Genomic DNA, 18,819 nt, shown 5'->3' with positions numbered 1-18,819 from the left:
GGGTCAGTTGCACCGGGTCACCGTCCGGCCAGTTCGAGCAGGTGCTCGGTCTCCGGTCCCTTCACCAGCGCGGCGGCGGTCACGGGGTCGGTCGGTCCGATGCCGTAGGACGGGCAGTCCTTGGCCAGTACGCAGATGCCGCAGGCGGGTTTGCGGGCGTGGCACACGCGCCGGCCGTGGAAGATCACCCGATGCGAGAGCAGGGTCCATTCCTTGCGTTCGACGAGCGCACCGACGGCGTGTTCGATCTTGACCGGGTCGGTCTCCCCGGTCCACTTCCAGCGGTGCACGAGGCGCTGGAAGTGGGTGTCGACGGTGATGCCGGGAACGCCGAACGCGTTGCCGAGGACGACGTTGGCGGTCTTGCGCCCGAATCCGGGAAGTGTGACGAGATCCTCGAGCCGGCGTGGCACCTCGCCGTCGAACCGCTCGAGCAGGGCCTGGCCGAGCCCGATCAGGGAGTTGGCCTTGTTGCGGTAGAAGCCGGTGGACCGGATGTACTCCTCGAGCTCGGCGCGGTCGGCCTCGGCGTAGGCGCGGGCATCCGGGTAGCGGGCGAACAGTGCCGGGGTCACCTGGTTGACCCGCACATCCGTGCACTGGGCGGACAGGATCGTGGCGACCGCCAGCTCGAGTGGCGTGGTGAAGTCGAGTTCGCAGTACACGTGGGGAAACGCCTCGGCGAGCCGCCGGTTCATGCGACGCGCCCGGCGCACGAGGGCGAGCCGACTCTCGGGTGGGCGCTCGCCTCCGGACGCGCGTCGTCGGCGCACGTCGGGACTCTCGGACGGGGTCGCATGCACCTGCTCCACTGTACGTACCCGGCCCGTCGCGGATTCGGCGCTGTGTCGCATCTGAGACCTTTCTTGTGTTTACTTCCCGGTATGCAAGCTCTTGCTGTCGTGCTCTTCCCCGTCCTGCTCATGCTGTTCGCATTGGCGATGGAGCGGGTCGAGTCCCGGCTGAGCCGTCTGTCCGTTCGCCAGCAGGAGGTCGAGGAGTTCCTCGACAAGGCGAGCCACGACGACGTCGCCACCCTGGCCAGGGAGGGATTCCCCCACGCTCTCGCCCGGTTCCACCGCCGCCGGCGGCGGGTCCTCGTCATGGAGTTCGACGACGCGGAGTCCGACATAGGGGAGCGCCGCGCGAGCTGATGCCGCGCGAGCTGATTCCGCGCGAGCTGATTCCGCGCGAGCTGATTCCGGGACGCATCGGTAGAATGCGTGGGCGCTGCCGCGGGAACGGCACGACGGTTGTCGTGGTGTCAATCACTCGTGCCGAGGGCGCGCACAGTAGACTTCGATTCCGTACGCGTTGCAGGTGGCCTGTCCGGGCGCCCGTGGACGTCGTGCGGACCCGGCAGCATGACGACGAGAATTACCCTCAAAGGAGCGCACGTGGACGACGTCCTGGCCAGAGCAGGCATCTTCCAAGGAGTCGAACCCTCGGCGGTTGCGGCGCTGGTCAAAGAGCTTCAGCCGGTCGATTTCCCCCGCGGACATGTCATCTTCAACGAGGGTGAGCCGGGCGACCGCCTGTACATCATCGTCTCCGGCAAGGTGAAGCTCGGCCGCCGTTCCCCGGATGGGCGCGAGAACCTGCTGACCATCATGGGTCCGTCCGACATGTTCGGTGAGCTGTCGATCTTCGACCCGGGCCCGCGCACCTCCACCGCGACGACCGTGACCGAGGTCCGCGCCGTGAGCATGGACCGCGACGCGCTCAAGGCCTGGATCGATCAGCGCCCGGAGATCGCCGAGCAGCTGCTGCGCGTGCTCGCGCGCCGCCTGCGCCGCACCAACAACAACCTGGCCGACCTGATCTTCACCGACGTGCCCGGTCGCGTCGCGAAGGCTCTGCTGCAGCTCGCGCAGCGGTTCGGCACCCAGGAGGCGGGCGCGCTGCGCGTCACGCACGACCTGACCCAGGAGGAGATCGCACAGCTCGTCGGCGCCTCCCGCGAAACCGTGAACAAGGCGCTCGCCGACTTCGCCCACCGCGGCTGGCTGCGGCTCGAGGGCAAGAGCGTGCTCATCTCCGACTCGGAGCGCCTCGCCCGCCGCGCGCGGTAGGCCCACCCTTCCGAACGACCCGAGGCCGGTGCATCGTCGATGCACCGGCCTCGGGTCGTCCCAGGTCAGGCGAAACTGCGCAGGTACTCGAGCTGGACGTTGACCGACTTCTCCGCGACCGGCCACAGCGACGGGTCCACATCGGCGTACACGTGCTCGACGACGGATCGCGGCGTGGCGTCGTCCCCGAGCACTCGCAACGCGGCCCGCACCTGGTCGAGCCGCTCCTCCCGATGGGCGAGATAGCCGCGGGCGACGGTCTCCAGGTCGGGCAGATCCGGTCCGTGACCGGGCAGAACGGTGTAGCCGCCGCCCAGGTCGATCAGCCGGCGGAGCGACCCGAGGTAGTCCCCGAGGTCGCCGTCGGAGTCGTCGAGAACGGTGGTGCCCCGGCCGAGGATGGTGTCGGCGGTGAGCACGCTGCGGTCGTCCTCGACGACGAAGGACAACGAGTCCGCGGTGTGGCCCGGCGTTGCGAGCACCCGGATCCGCAGCCCGGCCGCCTCGATCGTCTCGCCGTCGGCCAGGCCCGCTCCCCCGCCGTGCCGGTGCCGGGCATCCACGGCCCGTACCGGGGTGCCGGTGAGTTCGGCGAACCGGCCGGCGCCGTCGGTGTGGTCGCCGTGCCGATGGCTGACCAGCGTCAAGGCCACGGGAACGCGCGCGACGCGGGCGAGGTGCGCCTCGTCGAGCGGGCCCGGATCGACCACGACGCATTCGTCGCTGCCGGGGGCCCGCAGGATCCACGTGTTGGTGCCGTCGAGCGTCATCATCGACGGGTTCTCGGCCAGCACCACCGCGGCGTTGGCGGTGACCTGCCGCAACTGTGCGTACGCGGGGTGAACCAGCGTCACGATCCGGCCTCCTCCATGTGGGGTGCGTCCCACTCTAGATCCGGTCCACCCCGCATCCGTCAGCGCACCTCGGCGACGATCTCGACCTCGACGGGTGCGCCGAGCGGCAGCTCGGCCACGCCGACGGCGGACCGGGCGTGCACGCCCGCCTCCCCGAACACCTCGCCGAGGAGTTCGGATGCGCCGTTGATCACACCCGGCTGACCGGTGAAACCCTCCGCCGATGCGACGAAGCCCACGACCTTGACGATGCGGACGAGGTTGTCGATGCCGACGAGGTCGTCCACCGCGGCCAGCGCATTGAGCGCGGCGATGCGCGCCGCGGCCTTCGCGTCCTCGGCCGCGACCTCGGCGCCCACCTTTCCGACGAGGCCCAGCGCGCCGTCGACGAACGGCAGCTGGCCGGAGGTGTAGACGTGGTCACCGGTGCGGACGGCGGGAACGTACGCGGCGACGGGCGCCGCCACCGGCGGCAGGCTCAGGCCCAGTTCGGCGAGCCGTGCCGTCCAGCTCTGCCCGGCGGAATCCCCTGTTGCCACGCCCGTCAGCCCTTCGGGCGCTTGAGGTACGCGACGTGCTGCTCACCGGTGGGTCCCGGAAGCACCGAGACGAGTTCCCAGCCGTCGGCCCCCCACGTGTCCAGGATCTGCTTCGTGGCATGGGTCAGCAGGGGCACCGTCGCGTACTCCCACGTTGTCAATTCGCTCATGTCTCGACCCTATATGCGCACCGGACTTATAGGCTCGACGTCGTGGCATCAACGACTGCTGAACACGACGTCTGGCCGGCGAAGGCCGCGCAGGCGCGGCTGCACTTCGTCTCGGGCAAGGGTGGCACCGGTAAGTCGACCGTCGCGGGGGCGCTGGCCCTCGCGCTGGCGGCCGGGGGCCGCAAGGTGCTCCTGGTGGAGGTGGAGGGACGGCAGGGCATCGCCCAGCTGTTCGACGTGCCGCCGCTGCCGCCGGTCGAAACCAAGATCGCCACGACGGACAGCGGCGGCGCCGTGTACGCCCTGGCCATCGACATCGAGACGGCCTTTCTCGAGTACCTGGACATGTTCTACAACCTCGGGTTCGCGGGGCGGGCGATGCGCCGGATCGGTGCCATCGAGTTCGCGACCACGCTGGCGCCGGGTCTGCGGGACGTGATCCTGACCGGCAAGATCAAGGAGACCGTGGTGCGCACCGACCGCACCGGCGAACCCGTGTACGACGTGGTCGTGGTGGACTCCCCGCCCACGGGCCGCATCGGTAGCTTCCTCGACGTGACCAAGGCGATGGCCGACCTCGCGAAGTCGGGTCCGATCCGCTCCCAGAGCGAGGGGGTCGTGCGGCTGCTGCACTCCGACGAGACCATGGTCCACCTGGTCACGCTGCTCGAGGCGCTCCCGGTGCAGGAAACCTCCGACGCGGTGAGCGAGCTGCTCGCGGCGGACCTGCGGCTGGGTACCGTGATCGTCAACCGGACCGCACCCGACTTCCTGCCCGAGGAGATGGTGGACGAGGCGGCGGCCGGCCGGATCGATGCGGCCGCGGTACGCGAGGGACTCGACCGGGCGGGGGTCGCGCTCGACGAAGCGAACTTCGCGGGTCTGCTGACCGAGACGATCGAGCATGCATCCACCCTGCAGGCGCAGCAGATCAGCGCCGCCCAACTCGACGAGGTGAACGTGGCACGAATGCATCTGCCCGCGCTGGCGGACGGCGTGGATCTCGGCGGGCTGTACGAGCTCGCGGAGCAGCTCGGCGAACAGGGTGTGCGGTGACCGCGCCGCGGGCGCACCATGCGCCGCCGCTCGACGTCCGGTCCATCCTCGCCGACCCCTCGTCGCGCATCATCGTGTGCACCGGCGCGGGCGGGGTCGGCAAGACCACGACCGCTGCGGCGCTGGCGCTGCGGGCCGCAGAGCAGGGCCGCAACGTCGTGGTGCTGACGATCGATCCGGCCCGGCGGCTGGCTCAGGCGCTGGGTGTGCAGGCCCTCGACAACAGTCCGCAGCTCGTGCAGCTGGGGCCGGGCGCGAAGGGCGAGCTGCACGCGATGATGCTGAACATGCGCCGCACCTTCGACGACATGGTGCTCGAGCACTCGACACCGGAAAAGGCGCAGCAGATCCTCGACAACCCGTTCTATCAGACCGTGGCCTCGTCGTTCTCCGGCACTCAGGAGTACATGGCGATGGAGAAGCTCGGGCAGCTCGCGGCGAGCGACGCCTGGGATCTGATCGTGGTCGACACCCCGCCGTCGCGCAATGCGCTGGACTTCCTCGATGCACCGCAGCGGCTCGGCGCGTTCCTGGACGGCCGGATGATCCGCATGTTCACCGCGCCGGGGCGGGGGCTGGGACGGTTGGTGACGGGCGCCATGGGCCTGGCCCTGAAAGCGGTCTCGACGATCGTCGGTAGCCAGATGCTTTCGGACGCATCCGCTTTCGTGCAGTCCCTGGATTCGATGTTCGGCGGGTTCCGGGAGCGGGCGAACCGCACCTACCAGTTGCTGCAGCAGCCGGGCACCCACTTCATGGTGGTCGCGGCGGCCGAACCGGACGCGCTGCGGGAAGCATCGTTCTTCGTCGAGCGGTTGTCCGAGGACCGCATGCCGCTCGCGGGGCTGATCCTCAACCGCACGCATCCGACACTGTCCTCGCTACCGGCCGACCACGCCCTGACTGCGGCGGATCTGCTCGAGGAGCAGGGCCGGAAGGAGAACGCGCCGGCCGAGGCCGTGCTGCGGGTCCACGCGCACCGGGCGGTGACGGCGAAGCGGGAGCTGCGGCTGCTGGCTCGATTCACGAGTGCGCATCCGCGGGTGCCGGTCGTCGGCGTACCGTCGCTGCCCTTCGAGGTCTCGGATCTCGAGGCACTGCGCGCCGTGGCCGATCAGATGACCCGCGAGGCATGACCTCGCGGGTTCCCACTGATCGGTCGGACGGCTGATCGGTCGGACGGCTGATCGGTCGGACGGCCGATCGGTCAGACGGCGTTCTGGTGCTGACGCTGAGCCTCGAAGAAGTCGGCCCAGGAGTCGACTTCGGGATGCTGCTTGAGCAGCGCCCGGCGCTGACGTTCGGTCATCCCGCCCCAGACGCCGAATTCGACGCGGTTGTCGAGGGCGTCGGCGCCGCACTGGAGCATCACCGGGCAGTGCCGGCAGATGACTGCGGCCTTGCGCTGGGCGGCGCCACGGACGAACAACTGATCGGGGTCCACTTCACGGCATCGGGCTTTCGATACCCATGCGATGCGTGCTTCTGCTTGGTCTACGTCGAGCCGGGCCATCGGGGTGGTCATGTGCATTCAGTTGCCCCTTACTCTCCGAACGCCGTGTCACGGGGTCCTGGAAGGCACGCAGTATCGACGGCCTAGCACGACCGTTCTGCGCCACATTCCTATTCAGGTGTTATCTGCATCACACTGAGGACTCAATCTAGGTAAAGAGTTCCCCGTGCGCAAGGTGGAGAAACACTTTTCTGGTACGCCCGTGCATCACTGCACGTCGGAGGGTTTTCGCCAGCGCAACGCGGACACGGGAACGCGTGCGGCGGGGTCCGTGCTCCGCCGCGGCACGTACTGTGTAGGCGTGTCGATCGGAAAAACGGTGGCGAAGCTCGCAGGATGCACGGCACTGGGCGGAGTCCTGCTGGCCGGTGTGATGTTCCCGGCGGCCGGAGGGTTCGGCTACGTCTCGAACCGCGCCGCGGACACGGTGGACAACAGTTCCGCCGAACTCGTCGAGGGGGTGGTGCCCGCGGTCACCACCATGACCGACGCCGCGGGCACACCCATCGCCTGGCTCTACGACCAGCGCCGGTTCGAGGTGCCGAGCGACCAGATCTCCAACGAGATGAAGCTCGCCATCGTCTCCATCGAGGACAAGCGCTTCGCCGAACACCAGGGTGTCGACTGGCAGGGCACCATCCGCGCCTTCCTCACCAACACCACCAGCGGGCAGGTCGAGCAGGGCGCGTCCACGATCGACCAGCAGTACGTGAAGAACTACCTGCTGCACGTGGTCGCCAAGACCGACGCCGAACGCCGCGCCGCGATCGAGACGACGCCCGCGCGCAAGATCCGGGAGATCCGGATGGCGCTGACGCTCGACGACGAGCTGACCAAGGACGAGATCCTCACCCGCTACCTGAACCTCGTGCCGTTCGGGAACGGATCCTTCGGCGTGCAGGACGCCGCGCAGACGTACTTCGGCATCGACGCGAAGGACCTGAACGTCACCCAGTCCGCGATGCTCGCCGGCATGGTGCAGTCCAGTTCCGCGCTGAACCCGTACACCAATCCGGACGGCGTGCTGGCGCGGCGCAACGTCGTGCTCGACACGATGATCCAGAACATCCCCGAGCGCGCCGCCGAGATCCGTGCCGCGAAGGAGCAGCCGCTCGGCGTCCTGCCCGAGCCGAAGACCCTGCCGCGCGGGTGCATCGCCGCGGGCGACCGGGGGTTCTTCTGCGAGTACGCGCTGCAGTACCTGGCCGAAGCCGGGTTGTCCCGCGAACAGATCGACAAGGGCGGATATCTCATCCGCACCACGCTCGACCCCGAGATCCAGAACTCGGTCAAGTCGTCGCTGGACAAGTTCACGAGCCCGACCGTCGAGGACGTCGCCACGGTGATGAACGTGATCCGGCCCGGGGAGGATTCGCATCGTGTCCTCGCGATGGGGTCGAGCCGCGTGTACGGTCTCGACGGCGAGGCCAACCAGACGGTGCAGCCGCAGCCGTACTCGCTGACCGGTCACGGCGCCGGCTCGGTGTTCAAGATCTTCACGGTGGCCGCGGCGATGGAGAAGGGCCTCGGCACGAGTGCCGTGCTGGACGTGCCGGCCCGCTACAACGCCCGCGGTCTCGGTGACGGCGGCGCCCCCGGGTGCCCGCCAGCCACCTACTGCGTCGAGAACGCCGCGCCGTACCCGCCGAAGCTGTCGGTGACGGACGCGCTGGCGCAGTCCCCCAACACCGCCTTCGTCAAGCTGATCGAGGCCACCGGGGTGGACTCCGTCGTCGACATGTCGGTGCGGCTCGGTCTGCGCTCCTACGCCCAGCCCAATTCCTCCGGTTTCGGCGAGCAGAGCATGTCCGAGATGCAGAAGGCGCAGCACCTCGGTTCGTTCACCCTGGGACCCACCTGGGTCAACCCGCTGGAGCTGTCCAACGTCGCGGCGACGCTCGCCTCCCACGGCAAGTGGTGCCCGCCCACGCCGATCGACGCGGTGTTCGACCGCGAGGGCAAGCCCGTGCCGATCACCCAGCAGGCCTGCGAACAGGTCGTCGAACCGGGCCTGGCCGACACGCTCGCGAACGCCCTGGGCAAGGACACGTCGGGTGGCGGCACGGCGGCCGGCGCGGCCGGCTCGGTGGGCTGGAACCTGCCGGTGTCGGCCAAGACGGGAACCACCGAGTCGCACATGTCCTCGGCCTTCCTCGGTTTCACCAACAATCTCGCCGGATCCGTCTACACGTACGGTGACTCGCCTACGCCGGGGCAGATCTGTTCCGGGCCGGTGCGCCCCTGCTACGACGGCAACCTCTTCGGCGGCACCGAGCCCGCACGCACGTGGTTCGATGCGCTGCTGCCGGTCGCGAACAAGTTCGGCCCCACCGAGCTGCCCCCCGTGGATCAGAAGTACGTGCGCGGCGCCGGCAACGCGCAGGTCCCCAACGTCGTGGGCCTGAACCGGCAGCAGGCCAGCCAGCGCCTGATCGACGCCGGGTTCCAGGTGACGGAGACGACCGTCAAGGCGGAAGGCCGCAGTGGCACCGTCGCCTCGGTCTCGCCGTCCGGTTCCGCCGTCCCCGGCTCGACGGTGACGATCTTCGTCAGCGACGGGTCGGTGCGCGCCGCGCCGCCGAGCCCGAGTGCGACACCGGCCCGGCCGAGCGAGAGCCGGGTACCGGACACGACGGTGCCGGCCGCGCCGGCACCCATCCCGGGACGATGACCGTCGCCGCCCGGTCGCGCGACGACCGGGCGGCGCCGTCGTCTACCGGTGCGGTCTACAGGCGCGACTTGACGGCGGCGGACAGGCGCTTGCCGTCGGTCTTCCCGGCGGCGATCGCGGTCGCCGCCTTCATGACCTGACCCATCTGCCGGGGCCCCGGCCGCTCCCCGATCTCCTCGGCGACCTGGGCGATGGCGGTGTCCACCACGTCGGCCAGTTCGGCGTCGGTGAGCGGGGTCGGCAGGTACCCGTCGATGATGCGGGCCTCGGCGTGCTCTTTCGCCGCCAGTTCCCCGCGGCCGTTCTCGGTATACACCTCGGCAGCTTCGCCGCGCTTCTTCGCTTCGCGCGCGAGCACCTTCACGACTTCCTCGTCGGTGAGATCGCGTGCCTGCTTGCCGGCGACTTCTTCGGTCTGGACAGCGGCGAGCAACATGCGCAGCGTGTTGGTGCGCAGCGCATCCTTGTCCTTCATCGCGGACGTGAGGTCGGCGCGGAGCGTGGCTTTGAGCGAGGACGTGGTCTCGGACATGCCTCGACGCTACGCGGTGCCCTGCGAACCCGTGCACGGACGAGCCCCGGCGGTACGCTGGAGACGTGCCAGACGTTCCTACTCTCCGACGTGCCGCGATCGGCGCGGCCGGTGCCGCTGTCCTCGGCCTCGGCTACGCGACGCTCGTCGAGCGCAACGCCTTCGCTCTGCGGGAGGTGACGCTGCCGGTGCTCGCGCCGGACGCCTCGACGCTGCGAGTGCTGCACCTGAGCGACATCCACATGACGCCCGGGCAGCGGCTCAAGCAGAACTGGCTTCGCGAGCTCGACCGCCTCGAACCCGACCTGGTGATCAACACCGGTGACAATCTCGCGCATCCGAAGGCGGTCCCCGCCGTCGTGCAGGCGCTCGGCGGTCTGCTCGCCCGGCCGGGGCTGTTCGTCTTCGGCAGCAACGACTACTTCGGGCCGCGGGTGAAGAACCCGCTGAAGTACTTCGACCGCGACCACGAGCGCGTGCACGGCGCGCCACTGCCCTGGAGTGATCTGCGCGCCGCGTTCAGCGAGCGCGGCTGGCTCGACGTCACGCACGTGCGACGCGAGCTCGAGATCGCCGGGGTGCGCATCAGCGCAGCCGGTGTCGACGACCCGCACATCGACCGGGACCGGTACGACACCGTCGCCGGTCCCGCGAATCCGGCGGCGGATCTGCGGCTGGGGCTGACCCACTCGCCCGAACCGCGGGTGCTGGACCGGTTCGCGGACGACGGGTACGACCTGGTGATGGCGGGTCATACCCACGGTGGTCAACTGTGCCTGCCGCTGGTCGGCGCGCTGGTGACCAACTGCGGGCTGGACCGGTCGCGGGTCAAGGGCCCGTCGCGCTGGGGGTCGCACATGCGGTTGCACGTCTCGGCGGGCATCGGCACGTCACCGACGGCACCCGCCCGGTTCTGGTGCCGTCCCGAGGCGACGCTGCTGACGCTGGTTCCGGCACCGCGGGAGCAGGCTCGAAGCACCGCGGACGCGGGTACCCGGAGTACGTTTTCGCCGCGCTGACCAGGCGATTTAACCGTCAACCCCATCGTGCTGTAAGCTGACCGAGGTTCGAAACGGGGTGTGGCGCAGCTTGGTAGCGCGCTTCGTTCGGGACGAAGAGGTCGTGGGTTCGAATCCCGCCACCCCGACTCGCGAAGAACCTGATCGGGGCCTCTTCTCCGCACGGAGAAGAGGCCCCGATCTCGTTCTCAGTTTCTCGGCACGGCACGTCCGCCGTGATCGTGACGTACGGTGAGCAGACCGGCACGTTCCCGTCTCGAGCATCCGGCTCGACGCCTCCCGGTGACAAGCCGGCCTCCCCGAGGCCACCCAAGGAGCGTCTCATGACGCACAACCACGCCATCACCCACGTCGCCGACGATCGCTCCGTGCCGCCCGATCGCTCCGTGCCGCCCGAGCGCACCGCGCCGTCGCACCGCCCACCTGCCCGATTTCCCACACCGGCCCACACGCCGCGCTTCCTGCTCCGGCCGAACTCCGCACCACCGTCCTCGATCGACGGCTCCTGGTTCCCGTGGACCACGAACCTCACCGACGAGCTGGACGACCTGATCTCCGCGCTCGTCCTGCGCCTCGGACCCGTGGCCCGGGTCTGCTTCGACTGGAACGCCCTGCAGATCTCGCGAAAACGAATCGACGAGTTCACCCTCGACTCGGGCGGCACCGCCCTGCGCGAACCGGCACCCGGACAACCACCGCACACGATGTACTTCCTCGGGTGCAACGGCACCCAACTCGTGCTGGTGCTCCTGTCCCCCGACACCGAACCGGACCACGCCTACGGCATCATGCGCACGTTGGCGGATTCGTAGGATCGGCCGGCGGTGCCGGCTCGTCCGGATACCGGCCGCCCCCGGAGTCCAGTGTGGCCGTCAGGCCCGAAAAGAAGACGTCGAGGCCGCGCTCGAACTCGGCGGCACCGTCGTAGGAGGCCAGAATCGGCGCGAGACTACGTAGGATGGGGAACTCGCCGATCGGTAGCCGATGCAGCCCCAGGCGGAGCAGGTCGTCGGACTCCTCCGGCCGCTCGACGAGTTCCTGCAACTCGTCGAGGACGTGACCGTGAAGGAACCCGAACAAGGCCCGGTAGACATGCAGGGCGTCGGCCGCAGTGAAGCCGGCCCGGGTGAGCAGGGTCAGGATACCTTCGAGGGGACGCAGAGTTCCGAGCGGACGCAGCGCGAGGGGCGTGGACAAGGGGCGGGTGACCAGCAACGGAACCACGTGCGGGTGGTCGAGAGCCAGTCGACGGAAATCCCTTGCCACCGTTCGTAGTTGATCTTCCCAGTCACCGCCCTGGGGGTCGACGGACAGTTGCCCGAGGACGATCTCGGCGACTCCGTCGAGGAGGGCGGCCTTGTTCGGCGCGTGGCGGTACAGGATCATCGGATCCCGGCCGAGTGCCTTGCCGAGGCGGCGCATGGAGAGCCCCTCGACGCCGTCGCGATCGATGATCGCGAGCGCGGACGTGAGGATCGCTTCCCGGGTCCGAATGTTCCCGCCCCAGGGTCCGACCGGGCGGCCCGCGGGAGTCTTCGGCATCACGGACTCCTTCCCGTCCGTGCCCACTGTAGCCCTGTGCTGTAGGTCTACAGCGTTGACACCCTCGGTGACGCGGTGTTGACTGGTCCTACATCCCAGGCCTCGGGAGGCCGCCGTGATCGACCTTGTGCGACCGAACGTCCTGCTCGTCGTGACCGCCGGAACGGGCGGGGCGCCCCGCGGATCCCGTCGCGAATCGACCGACACGCACCGGCGTCGTGGCCGCCCCGCTACCGAGAACGTGACTCGACGACGTGCGCCGCGGTGGGCCACCGCACCGACCGTTGATCCGCTCCCGCAGCGGGGTCCGAATCCTACCTCGCCCGTTGCGAACTCGATGCGGAAAGGACACCATGGCGATCTCCGACATCAAGGAATATGCGCACCTCACCGCGGATGATGTCGAGGCGCTGAGCACCGAACTGAACGAGATCCGCCGAGATGTCGCCGAGTCGCTCGGGGCGGCGGACGCCGCCTACATCCGGCGCACGATCGCGTTCCAGCGTGCACTGGATGTCGCTGCACGGCTGCTGATCTGCACCAGCAGGGCTCGGGCCGGGTGGGTTCTCGGAGTGGCAGCCCTCGCTGTCGCCAAGAGCGTGGAGAACATGGAGATCGGTCACAACGTCTCGCACGGGCAGTGGGACTGGATGAACGACCCGGAAATCCACTCCACGACGTGGGAGTGGGACATGGCCGGGCTCTCCTCGCAGTGGCGGTACTCCCACAACTACCGCCACCACGTTTTCAACAACGTCGTCGGAGTGGACGACGACCTCGGCTTCGGCGTCATCCGGATCACCCGCGACCAGCCTTGGCAGCCCGGCAATCTGGCGCAACCGCTGCGAAACCTGCTGTTGGCAATCACCTTCGAGTGGGGGATCGCACTGCACGGTCTGCATTCCGCGAACGAGCACGCCGGCAGCGAGGCCGAGAAGACCGCCCACCGGCGAGCACTGACGGGAAAGCTTGTCCGCCAATCGCTGAAGGACTACCTGGTCTTCCCCGCGCTCAGCGGTCGTCGCTGGCGGCGTACCCTGACGGCCGATCTGGTCGCGAATCTGCTCCGGAACCTGTGGTCGTACGTGGTGATCTTCTGCGGGCACTTTCCCGACGGCGCCGAGAAGTTCACCCTCGTCGAGCTCGAGCACGAGACGAGGGCGGAATGGTATCTCCGGCAGATGCTCGGAAGTGCCAACTTCCGCGCCGGCGCGGTGATGGCTTTCCTGAGCGGCAACCTCTGCTACCAGATCGAGCATCATCTGTTCCCGGACCTTTCCAGCAACCGCTACGCAGAGATCTCCATGAAGGTCCGGGCGCTGTGCGACAAGTACGATCTGCCGTACACGACGGGTCCGCTTGTGCGGCAGTATCTTCTGACTCTGCGTACGATCCACAAGCTCGCGCTGCCCGATCGATTCCTGCGGGCGACCTCCGATGACGCCCCGGAAACCGCCTCCGAACTGAAGTTCCGCTCCCCGGCTACCGCGCCGGTCGTTCCGCCGGTGGCCCTTCGGCCCGGCCGTCGGGCAGTTCTGCGGACCTTGCACCTCGACCGGCGCAACCGCCGGTGAGCGATGAACCCTGCCCGGCATTGGGGTGACCATCCGGGGCGGGGCCACGGAAGAGCAGGCCGTGAGGATAGCCTCCCCTCATGAACAAGCTCAGACACCTCGGCCGCCTCACCGCCGCGGCCCTGCTCGTCACCTTCACGGTCGCGGCCTGCGGCGGCGCCGCCGAGTCGACCCGCGACACCGGCGCCGGCAACGCCGACGTCGCCACCGGTGGCCGGCTGTTCGCCACCGCCGACGAGGAGACGGCGAAGCTCGGCAGCGACGCGGCGCCCGGACAGTTCCCCCGGGTCGTCACCCACGCTCTCGGCGAGACGGAGATCGCGGCCAAGCCGCAGCGCGTCGTCGTGCTCGACGGCGGCGAGCTCGATGCCGTCCTCTCCCTCGGCCTCACTCCCGTGGGCATCGCGAGTCCCGAGGGCGCTGCGGAGCAGCCGTCGTACCTCGCGGACCGGCTCGCCGGCGTCGCCGACGTGGGCACGATCAACAACCTCGATCTCGAGGCCATCGGCACGCTGCGGCCGGATCTGATCGTCGGCAGCAAGCTCCGCGCGGACAAGATGTACCCGCAGCTGTCCGCCATCGCTCCGACCGTGTTCTCGATCCGGCCCGGTTTCCCCTGGAAGGAGAATTTCCTGCTCGTCGCGGACGCGCTGGGCGAGGAGGAGAAAGCCGAGTCGGTCCTCAATGCCTATCAGACCCGCGCCGACGAGGTGGGGGACTCGATCCAGGGCGATCCAAGCATCTCGCTGGTGCGGTTCATGTCCGGCAAGATCCGCCTGTACGGGAAAACCTCTCGTTCATCGGCGTCATCCTGCAGGACGTCGGGCTGCGCCGTCCGCCGGTCCAGGACATCGAGGAACTTGCGGCCGAGGTCAGCCCGGAAACGATCACGGAGGCGGACGGCGACCGGATCTTCTACTCGAGCTACGGCAGAGAAACCGACGAGGCGGCCGTCGTCGGCGGCCCGCTGTGGTCGAGCCTCACAGCCGTGCAGCAGGGGCGCGCCGTCGCGGTGAGCGACGAGACGTGGTTCCTCGCACTCGGCCCGACCGGCGCAATGCTCGTTCTCGACGACCTCGAGCGATTGCTCGCACGGCAGTAACCGACATCGGCGTCAGATCGTCACCTCGTCGCGCCAACGGGTCAGCAACGCGGCGTCACCGAACACCTCGAACCGGTCGAGGGACGCCCGGTTCCACAGGAGGAGCAACAGATCCGACGCCGGCCCGCAGACTGCGACGTCCCCCTCGGCGTGGGTGTGGACGACGGAAGGTTCGTCGGCATCGAAGGTGATCGACCATTCGCCCTCGCCCGCGGCGAGGGCGGGGTCGGTCGCATGCAGGTGCATCGTCTTCCCAGACCAGGACGGCGACCCGGCACTCCCCGTCCCGGCAAGGGCACGGAACGGGAGCAGCACCCCGAAGAGTTCGTCGATGCCCTCGACGGCCAGTGCGGTGTCGACGGGCGTGGTGCCCTCGCCCGTGGCGAGCTCGGCGTCGGTCCGGTGCAGCGCAGTTTCGACCGCCATGCGACGGACCCAGAACGACGCCGGCTGCGGTCCGGCGAAGGTCTGCTCGTCGGCGTGCGGGTCGGCCGACTGCACGGCCTCCGTCAACTCCTCGAGTCCGTCCCGCACCCACGGGAGGACGGCGGCCCCGGCCGGAGCGGGTGGGATCTCGGTGCGGCGGCCGGTCCGCAGCCAGGCTGCCGCGTTCCGGTGCACGCGGCCGACGTGCCCGAGAAGCCGCTCGACGGACCAGCGCGGGCAGGTCGGGACCGGCCGGTCGAGCCGGCCTTCGCCGACGGCGAGCAGCCGCTCGGTGTCCGCGCGCAACAGCTTCGGATAGGACGCTCGATCCACGCCTCGATTATGCGTCCCGGGCACCTGCTTCCTGCCGGAGCGCCCCCTGTCAGCGCGCCGTCTCGCGCACGCGCAGCGTCATCACGTCGACGGGCTCCCCGACGTCCGAGAGCCCGTCGGACTTGCGGGCGGTGACGGCACCGAACTCGACGATCTCCCCGCCGTGGGTGCCGGCGAACGCGTACAGACCATACGTGCCGTTCGCCGCACCGTCGCTCACCGTGAACGCGATCCGCTCCTCGAGGGTTTCCCCCGCGGCCAGATCGACGTCGATCGGGTCCAGGACCGGCTCGCCTTCCTCGCCGTTCGGGCGGACCGCCCCGGCCCACACCTGCCCCGTGTAGGGCGCGTCGTCGGGTGCTTCGACGAGCAGGGTGGCCTCGACCACCCCGCCGGACGCGGGCAGCGTCGTGGACGTGTCCGCGGTGAGGGAGACGCGCACGGGCAGATCCGTTCGGGGAACGGCGGGACGGGTCGACGACGGGGATCCGTCGCCGATCTCCGGCCAGCCGTTGGCCCACACGATCCGGTCGATCATGCCCTCCCGTCGCTGCGCGCCGCTGGGCAGCTGGAGATCGTCGCGGGGAATCGCGTGGTAGACGATCCAGTCGTCGCCGGCGTCGTCGGTCACCACCGTGTTGTGCCCGGGCCCTGCCCACGGGTCGCTGCCGGCCAGGATGAGCGCGCCGCCACCGCCGTCGAGATCGTCGCCCTTGCGGTCGACGTACGGGCCGGTCAACGACTCGGACCGGCCGACGAGGACCCGGTAGGCGGTGTCGGCGCCGTTGCAGCAGTGGCCGGAGGAGAGGAACAGGTAGTAGTAGCCGTCGCGATGTTCGACGTGTGGTCCCTCGAAGCGTTCGTCCGCGACCCGGACCGGTTCGCCGGCAGGCGCGGTTCCCTCCGCATTCAGCGGGATGGCGTAGACGCCTTTGAAATTCCCGACGAACATCGTCTTCGTCGTGCCGTCGTCCCATACGAACGGATCGATCGTGCCCTGGACTCCGACGTCCTCGGCGCAGAACACGGGACGACCCAGGTCGGTCCACGGGCCGGCCGGTCCGGGTGCGGTGGCGAGACCGATGCACGGATTCGCCCCGTCCGGGAGCGCGTAGTAGAGGCTGTAGCCGGAGTCCGACTCGATCACGTGGGGAGCCCACACGTAGTTGTCCGGCGGGTGCCAGGTGGGAATCTCGGAGAACACGTCGTCGACGTACTTCCAGTCCGTGAGGTCGAAGGACGTGAAGACGGACATCCCGCGCAGGCCCCGGCCGTCGCCCCAGTCGTCACCCGTCGTGTACATGTAGTACGCCCCGTCGGATGCCCGCACGATGCTGGGGTCGGCCGCCACCGGCTCGACGATCGGGTTCGCCGCGGCCGACGGCGCCGGGGCGATCAGACAGGCGAGCAGCGCTGCGGCGGCGGCCCCCCGACGGACGTGGCGCCGCGCCGCGTGCGTGCCTCCCGCGTTCTTCCCCGTCTCGAACTTCCGCACGTCGCTCCCACCGTCGCACCCACATGGAACGGGGCAAATGTATACGGATGTGACTGATGTGAGAGTTGTGAACGACGGAAGCGGCGGGATCGAAACCGAACCGTGCCCTCGGACCGGTCCCGCGCCTCACACCGGCGGCAGCAACCGATCGAGGAATCCGTTGGTGAACACCCGATGCGGGTCGTGCCGGTCGAACGACGCGCGCGCCGCGTCCCAGCCCTCGTCGGCGGACAGTCCGGTGCGGTACATCGCCGGGACGACCTCACCGAGAAACCTCGGATCCCGGTATCCGCCCGCCGCGTCGAACGCCCAGCCCTTCGACCACTCCGACCGGAAGGTCGCGTAGTCACCGGAGTAGTGGTCGGCCATCCACTGCTCCATCTCCTGGAAGAAGGCGGACTGTCCCGCGGTGCCGGGAACGGAGACGACGTTCATCCAGATGGCCGTGTCCCACTCGGGCCGGTCGGGACGGGGACGGACGGCCGACAGGTTCGGCGGGCCCGCCGACTCGACGAGCACCTCCGACTGATCGTCCACGGTGCACAGGCGCACCTCGAACGGCATGTTGACCGGATACTGCCCGAGCGAGGCGTAGTGGGTCATCCGTTCGTGCAACCACGTGGTGAACTCGTGGATGACGCGGGCGATGTTCGCCCGCCGCGTGAGGACCACCCCGCCGCCGGCGACGACGCGCAGCGTGGTGGCCCGCAGATAGAACAACAGGTCCTTCGACCAGCCCCACAGGTCGGCGGTGCCGGTGGCGGCGAGACCGGCGGCGACGGCCCCGAACTGGGCGGCGCCGAAGGCCGGGGTGGCGGCCTGCATCCCGCTCGCCACCTGACCGAGAAGTGTGGTGACCTCCTCGGGGATGCTGTCGGAGAAGAAGTAGTTGTACGGGCCGTGCACCTCGCGCGCGGTCGGCGGCTTCTCGGGGCACACCGACCAGATCTTCAACCACGGCGTCTGCGTGAAGGGGAACCAGATCGCCTCCACTCGGCCGGACTCCTCGACGAACCGCTCGAAGGTGCGGCCCGGAGCGCCGGGCGGGGCGAACAGTTCCTGCCACGGCACGTCGGTGAAGCTCTGGCAGCGCAGCCGGTAGTTGGCCCCGGCCTGCAGGGTCACCGAGGTGACGAAGCTGCGGCCCAGGTGGGCGAGCAGGGGCGTGGTCTCGGGTTCGGACCGACGGAACTCGCGCAGTTCGTAGGCGCCGGCGGCGCCGTTCCACACGACGGCGGTGAGGGCGACGACGAGGTTCGACAGGGAGCCGAACGACTGGCCGGGGATCGCCCGCTCCCCCGCCGCCGGATAGGTGGCGCCGTGCGCGCCGATCGACAGCGCTCCGGCGATGGTGATGTCGCCGATGGCCGGCGCATTGGCCCACCCGAGGCCGTGCTGCTCCAGCGCGGTGAGGATCGATTCGATGCTCGCGCCCGCGCCGGCGGTGACGGTGGCGGGCGTTCCTGCGGGATCGACGGTGACGGCGTTCAGGTGCGCCATCGTGTCGATCAGCACGATCTTCTCGACGCTCTCGCCGGGCACGACGGTCAGCGGGCTCCAGCTGTGCATGGTGCCCCGCGGGCGGACGCGGTAGCCGTGGGCGCGGGCCCAGTCGGCGATGCGCACGACGTCGTGCGCATCGCGTGCGGTCGCGGTCCACACCGCGTCGAAGCGGATCGTCCGGGCCCAGTTCTCGAAGCGCTGCTGGGCCAGCGGGATATCCGCGGGGAATGCCGGGGGCGCCGGAATGGTGGCGCGCGGATCACCGACCGGGACTGCGCCGGCGGGTTTCCAGGCGAGACCGGTCAATCCCACGGCACCGGCGGCGCCGAGAAAGCCTCGTCGGCTGAGGGTCGTGGTGGAGACGGGGTCGCCGTCCGTCCGGGCATCGCGGGCTTTCACCGGGCTGGGCTCCGATCTG

Annotated in this window: 18 protein-coding genes, 1 tRNA gene and 1 pseudogene; 10 read left to right on the top strand and 10 right to left on the bottom strand. The window is 69.4% G+C overall.

Going from position 1 to position 18,819, the window contains the following annotated elements:
* Positions 1–17 precede the first annotated feature (17 nt).
* Complete coding sequence (gene nth / locus F1734_RS04435) at positions 18–812, bottom strand: endonuclease III (protein ID WP_026137872.1); 795 nt, start codon at positions 810–812, stop codon at positions 18–20.
* 72 nt (positions 813–884) lie between these two features.
* Here nth and F1734_RS04430 point away from each other — a divergent pair, with 72 nt between their 5' ends.
* On the top strand, positions 885–1,154 hold the full coding sequence (locus F1734_RS04430) for a hypothetical protein (RefSeq protein ID WP_026137871.1): 270 nt from the start codon (positions 885–887) through the stop codon (positions 1,152–1,154).
* Positions 1,155–1,397: 243 nt separating this feature from the next.
* Positions 1,398–2,072, top strand: coding sequence for a Crp/Fnr family transcriptional regulator (locus tag F1734_RS04425; protein WP_003935274.1), 675 nt, complete (start codon positions 1,398–1,400; stop codon positions 2,070–2,072).
* A 65-nt stretch (positions 2,073–2,137) separates the two neighbouring features.
* On the opposite strand, the gene F1734_RS04420 is transcribed toward F1734_RS04425, so the two are convergent.
* From F1734_RS04420 to F1734_RS04410, 3 genes are read right to left on the bottom strand one after another with little or no spacing between them, the layout of a single operon-like run.
* Positions 2,138–2,926 carry an MBL fold metallo-hydrolase gene (locus F1734_RS04420; RefSeq protein WP_010595011.1) on the bottom strand — a complete coding sequence of 263 codons (789 nt, stop codon included), beginning with the start codon at positions 2,924–2,926 and terminating at the stop codon, positions 2,138–2,140.
* Between the two features lie 59 nt (positions 2,927–2,985).
* Positions 2,986–3,465: a RidA family protein gene (locus F1734_RS04415; protein ID WP_010595010.1), complete on the bottom strand. Its 480-nt coding sequence runs from the start codon at positions 3,463–3,465 to the stop codon at positions 2,986–2,988.
* 5 nt (positions 3,466–3,470) lie between these two features.
* On the bottom strand, positions 3,471–3,635 hold the full coding sequence (locus F1734_RS04410) for a Sp36 family protein (protein WP_006945567.1): 165 nt from the start codon (positions 3,633–3,635) through the stop codon (positions 3,471–3,473).
* Positions 3,636–3,677: 42 nt separating this feature from the next.
* Between F1734_RS04410 and bagA the strand changes: the two genes are divergently transcribed.
* A complete protein-coding gene (gene bagA / locus F1734_RS04405) occupies positions 3,678–4,691 on the top strand; it encodes an ATPase BagA (protein ID WP_040273682.1) in 1,014 nt (337 codons plus the stop codon).
* The gene (gene bagB, locus F1734_RS04400; protein ID WP_010595008.1) at positions 4,688–5,827 is read left to right on the top strand and encodes an ATPase BagB; all 1,140 of its coding nucleotides are present in this window, start codon (positions 4,688–4,690) and stop codon (positions 5,825–5,827) included. Before bagA ends, bagB begins: the two co-directional genes overlap by 4 nt.
* Before the next feature lie 71 nt (positions 5,828–5,898).
* On the opposite strand, the gene F1734_RS04395 is transcribed toward bagB, so the two are convergent.
* Positions 5,899–6,222: a WhiB family transcriptional regulator gene (locus F1734_RS04395; protein WP_026137870.1), complete on the bottom strand. Its 324-nt coding sequence runs from the start codon at positions 6,220–6,222 to the stop codon at positions 5,899–5,901.
* Positions 6,223–6,523: 301 nt separating this feature from the next.
* Between F1734_RS04395 and F1734_RS04390 the strand changes: the two genes are divergently transcribed.
* The gene (locus tag F1734_RS04390; protein ID WP_010595006.1) at positions 6,524–8,875 is read left to right on the top strand and encodes a penicillin-binding protein; all 2,352 of its coding nucleotides are present in this window, start codon (positions 6,524–6,526) and stop codon (positions 8,873–8,875) included.
* Between the two features lie 55 nt (positions 8,876–8,930).
* Here the strand turns inward: F1734_RS04390 and F1734_RS04385 are convergent, their stop codons facing one another.
* The gene (locus tag F1734_RS04385) at positions 8,931–9,407 is read right to left on the bottom strand and encodes a GatB/YqeY domain-containing protein (RefSeq protein WP_017681217.1); all 477 of its coding nucleotides are present in this window, start codon (positions 9,405–9,407) and stop codon (positions 8,931–8,933) included.
* Between the two features lie 65 nt (positions 9,408–9,472).
* On the opposite strand from F1734_RS04385, the gene F1734_RS04380 reads away from it, so the two are divergent.
* The 3 genes from F1734_RS04380 (at position 9,473) to F1734_RS04370 (ending at position 11,238) form a co-directional block, all read left to right on the top strand.
* Positions 9,473–10,426: a metallophosphoesterase gene (locus F1734_RS04380; protein WP_017681216.1), complete on the top strand. Its 954-nt coding sequence runs from the start codon at positions 9,473–9,475 to the stop codon at positions 10,424–10,426.
* A gap of 54 nt (positions 10,427–10,480) precedes the next feature.
* Positions 10,481–10,554: transfer RNA gene (locus tag F1734_RS04375), tRNA-Pro, on the top strand.
* A gap of 195 nt (positions 10,555–10,749) precedes the next feature.
* Entirely contained in the window at positions 10,750–11,238 is a 489-nt protein-coding gene (locus F1734_RS04370) for a DUF5994 family protein (protein ID WP_010595003.1), read from the top strand.
* Here the strand turns inward: F1734_RS04370 and F1734_RS04365 are convergent.
* On the bottom strand, positions 11,213–11,968 hold the full coding sequence (locus F1734_RS04365; protein WP_010595002.1) for a TetR/AcrR family transcriptional regulator C-terminal domain-containing protein: 756 nt from the start codon (positions 11,966–11,968) through the stop codon (positions 11,213–11,215). The genes F1734_RS04370 and F1734_RS04365 overlap by 26 nt on opposite strands.
* Before the next feature lie 353 nt (positions 11,969–12,321).
* Here F1734_RS04365 and F1734_RS04360 point away from each other — a divergent pair, with 353 nt between their 5' ends.
* Together F1734_RS04360 and F1734_RS04355 are read left to right on the top strand one after the other, a co-directional pair.
* Entirely contained in the window at positions 12,322–13,542 is a 1,221-nt protein-coding gene (locus F1734_RS04360; protein ID WP_203011386.1) for a fatty acid desaturase family protein, read from the top strand.
* An 80-nt stretch (positions 13,543–13,622) separates the two neighbouring features.
* A pseudogene (locus tag F1734_RS04355) lies at positions 13,623–14,644 on the top strand (ABC transporter substrate-binding protein).
* Positions 14,645–14,656: 12 nt separating this feature from the next.
* On the opposite strand, the gene F1734_RS04350 reads toward F1734_RS04355, so the two are convergent.
* The 3 genes from F1734_RS04350 to F1734_RS04340 all read right to left on the bottom strand — a co-directional run bounded on the left by F1734_RS04350 (position 14,657) and on the right by F1734_RS04340 (position 18,800).
* Positions 14,657–15,403, bottom strand: a complete 747-nt coding sequence (locus F1734_RS04350) for a maleylpyruvate isomerase family mycothiol-dependent enzyme (RefSeq protein WP_017681212.1) — start codon at positions 15,401–15,403, stop codon at positions 14,657–14,659.
* 49 nt (positions 15,404–15,452) lie between these two features.
* The gene (locus F1734_RS04345) at positions 15,453–16,898 is read right to left on the bottom strand and encodes a family 43 glycosylhydrolase (protein ID WP_040273649.1); all 1,446 of its coding nucleotides are present in this window, start codon (positions 16,896–16,898) and stop codon (positions 15,453–15,455) included.
* Between the two features lie 126 nt (positions 16,899–17,024).
* Entirely contained in the window at positions 17,025–18,800 is a 1,776-nt protein-coding gene (locus F1734_RS04340) for a cholesterol oxidase substrate-binding domain-containing protein (RefSeq protein WP_203011385.1), read from the bottom strand.
* Positions 18,801–18,819 lie beyond the last annotated feature (19 nt).

Origin of the sequence: Rhodococcus ruber, from assembly GCF_016804345.1 — a bacterium.
Lineage (GTDB): Bacteria > Actinomycetota > Actinomycetes > Mycobacteriales > Mycobacteriaceae > Rhodococcus > Rhodococcus ruber.
This window is presented reverse-complemented; position numbering and strand designations above follow the sequence as displayed.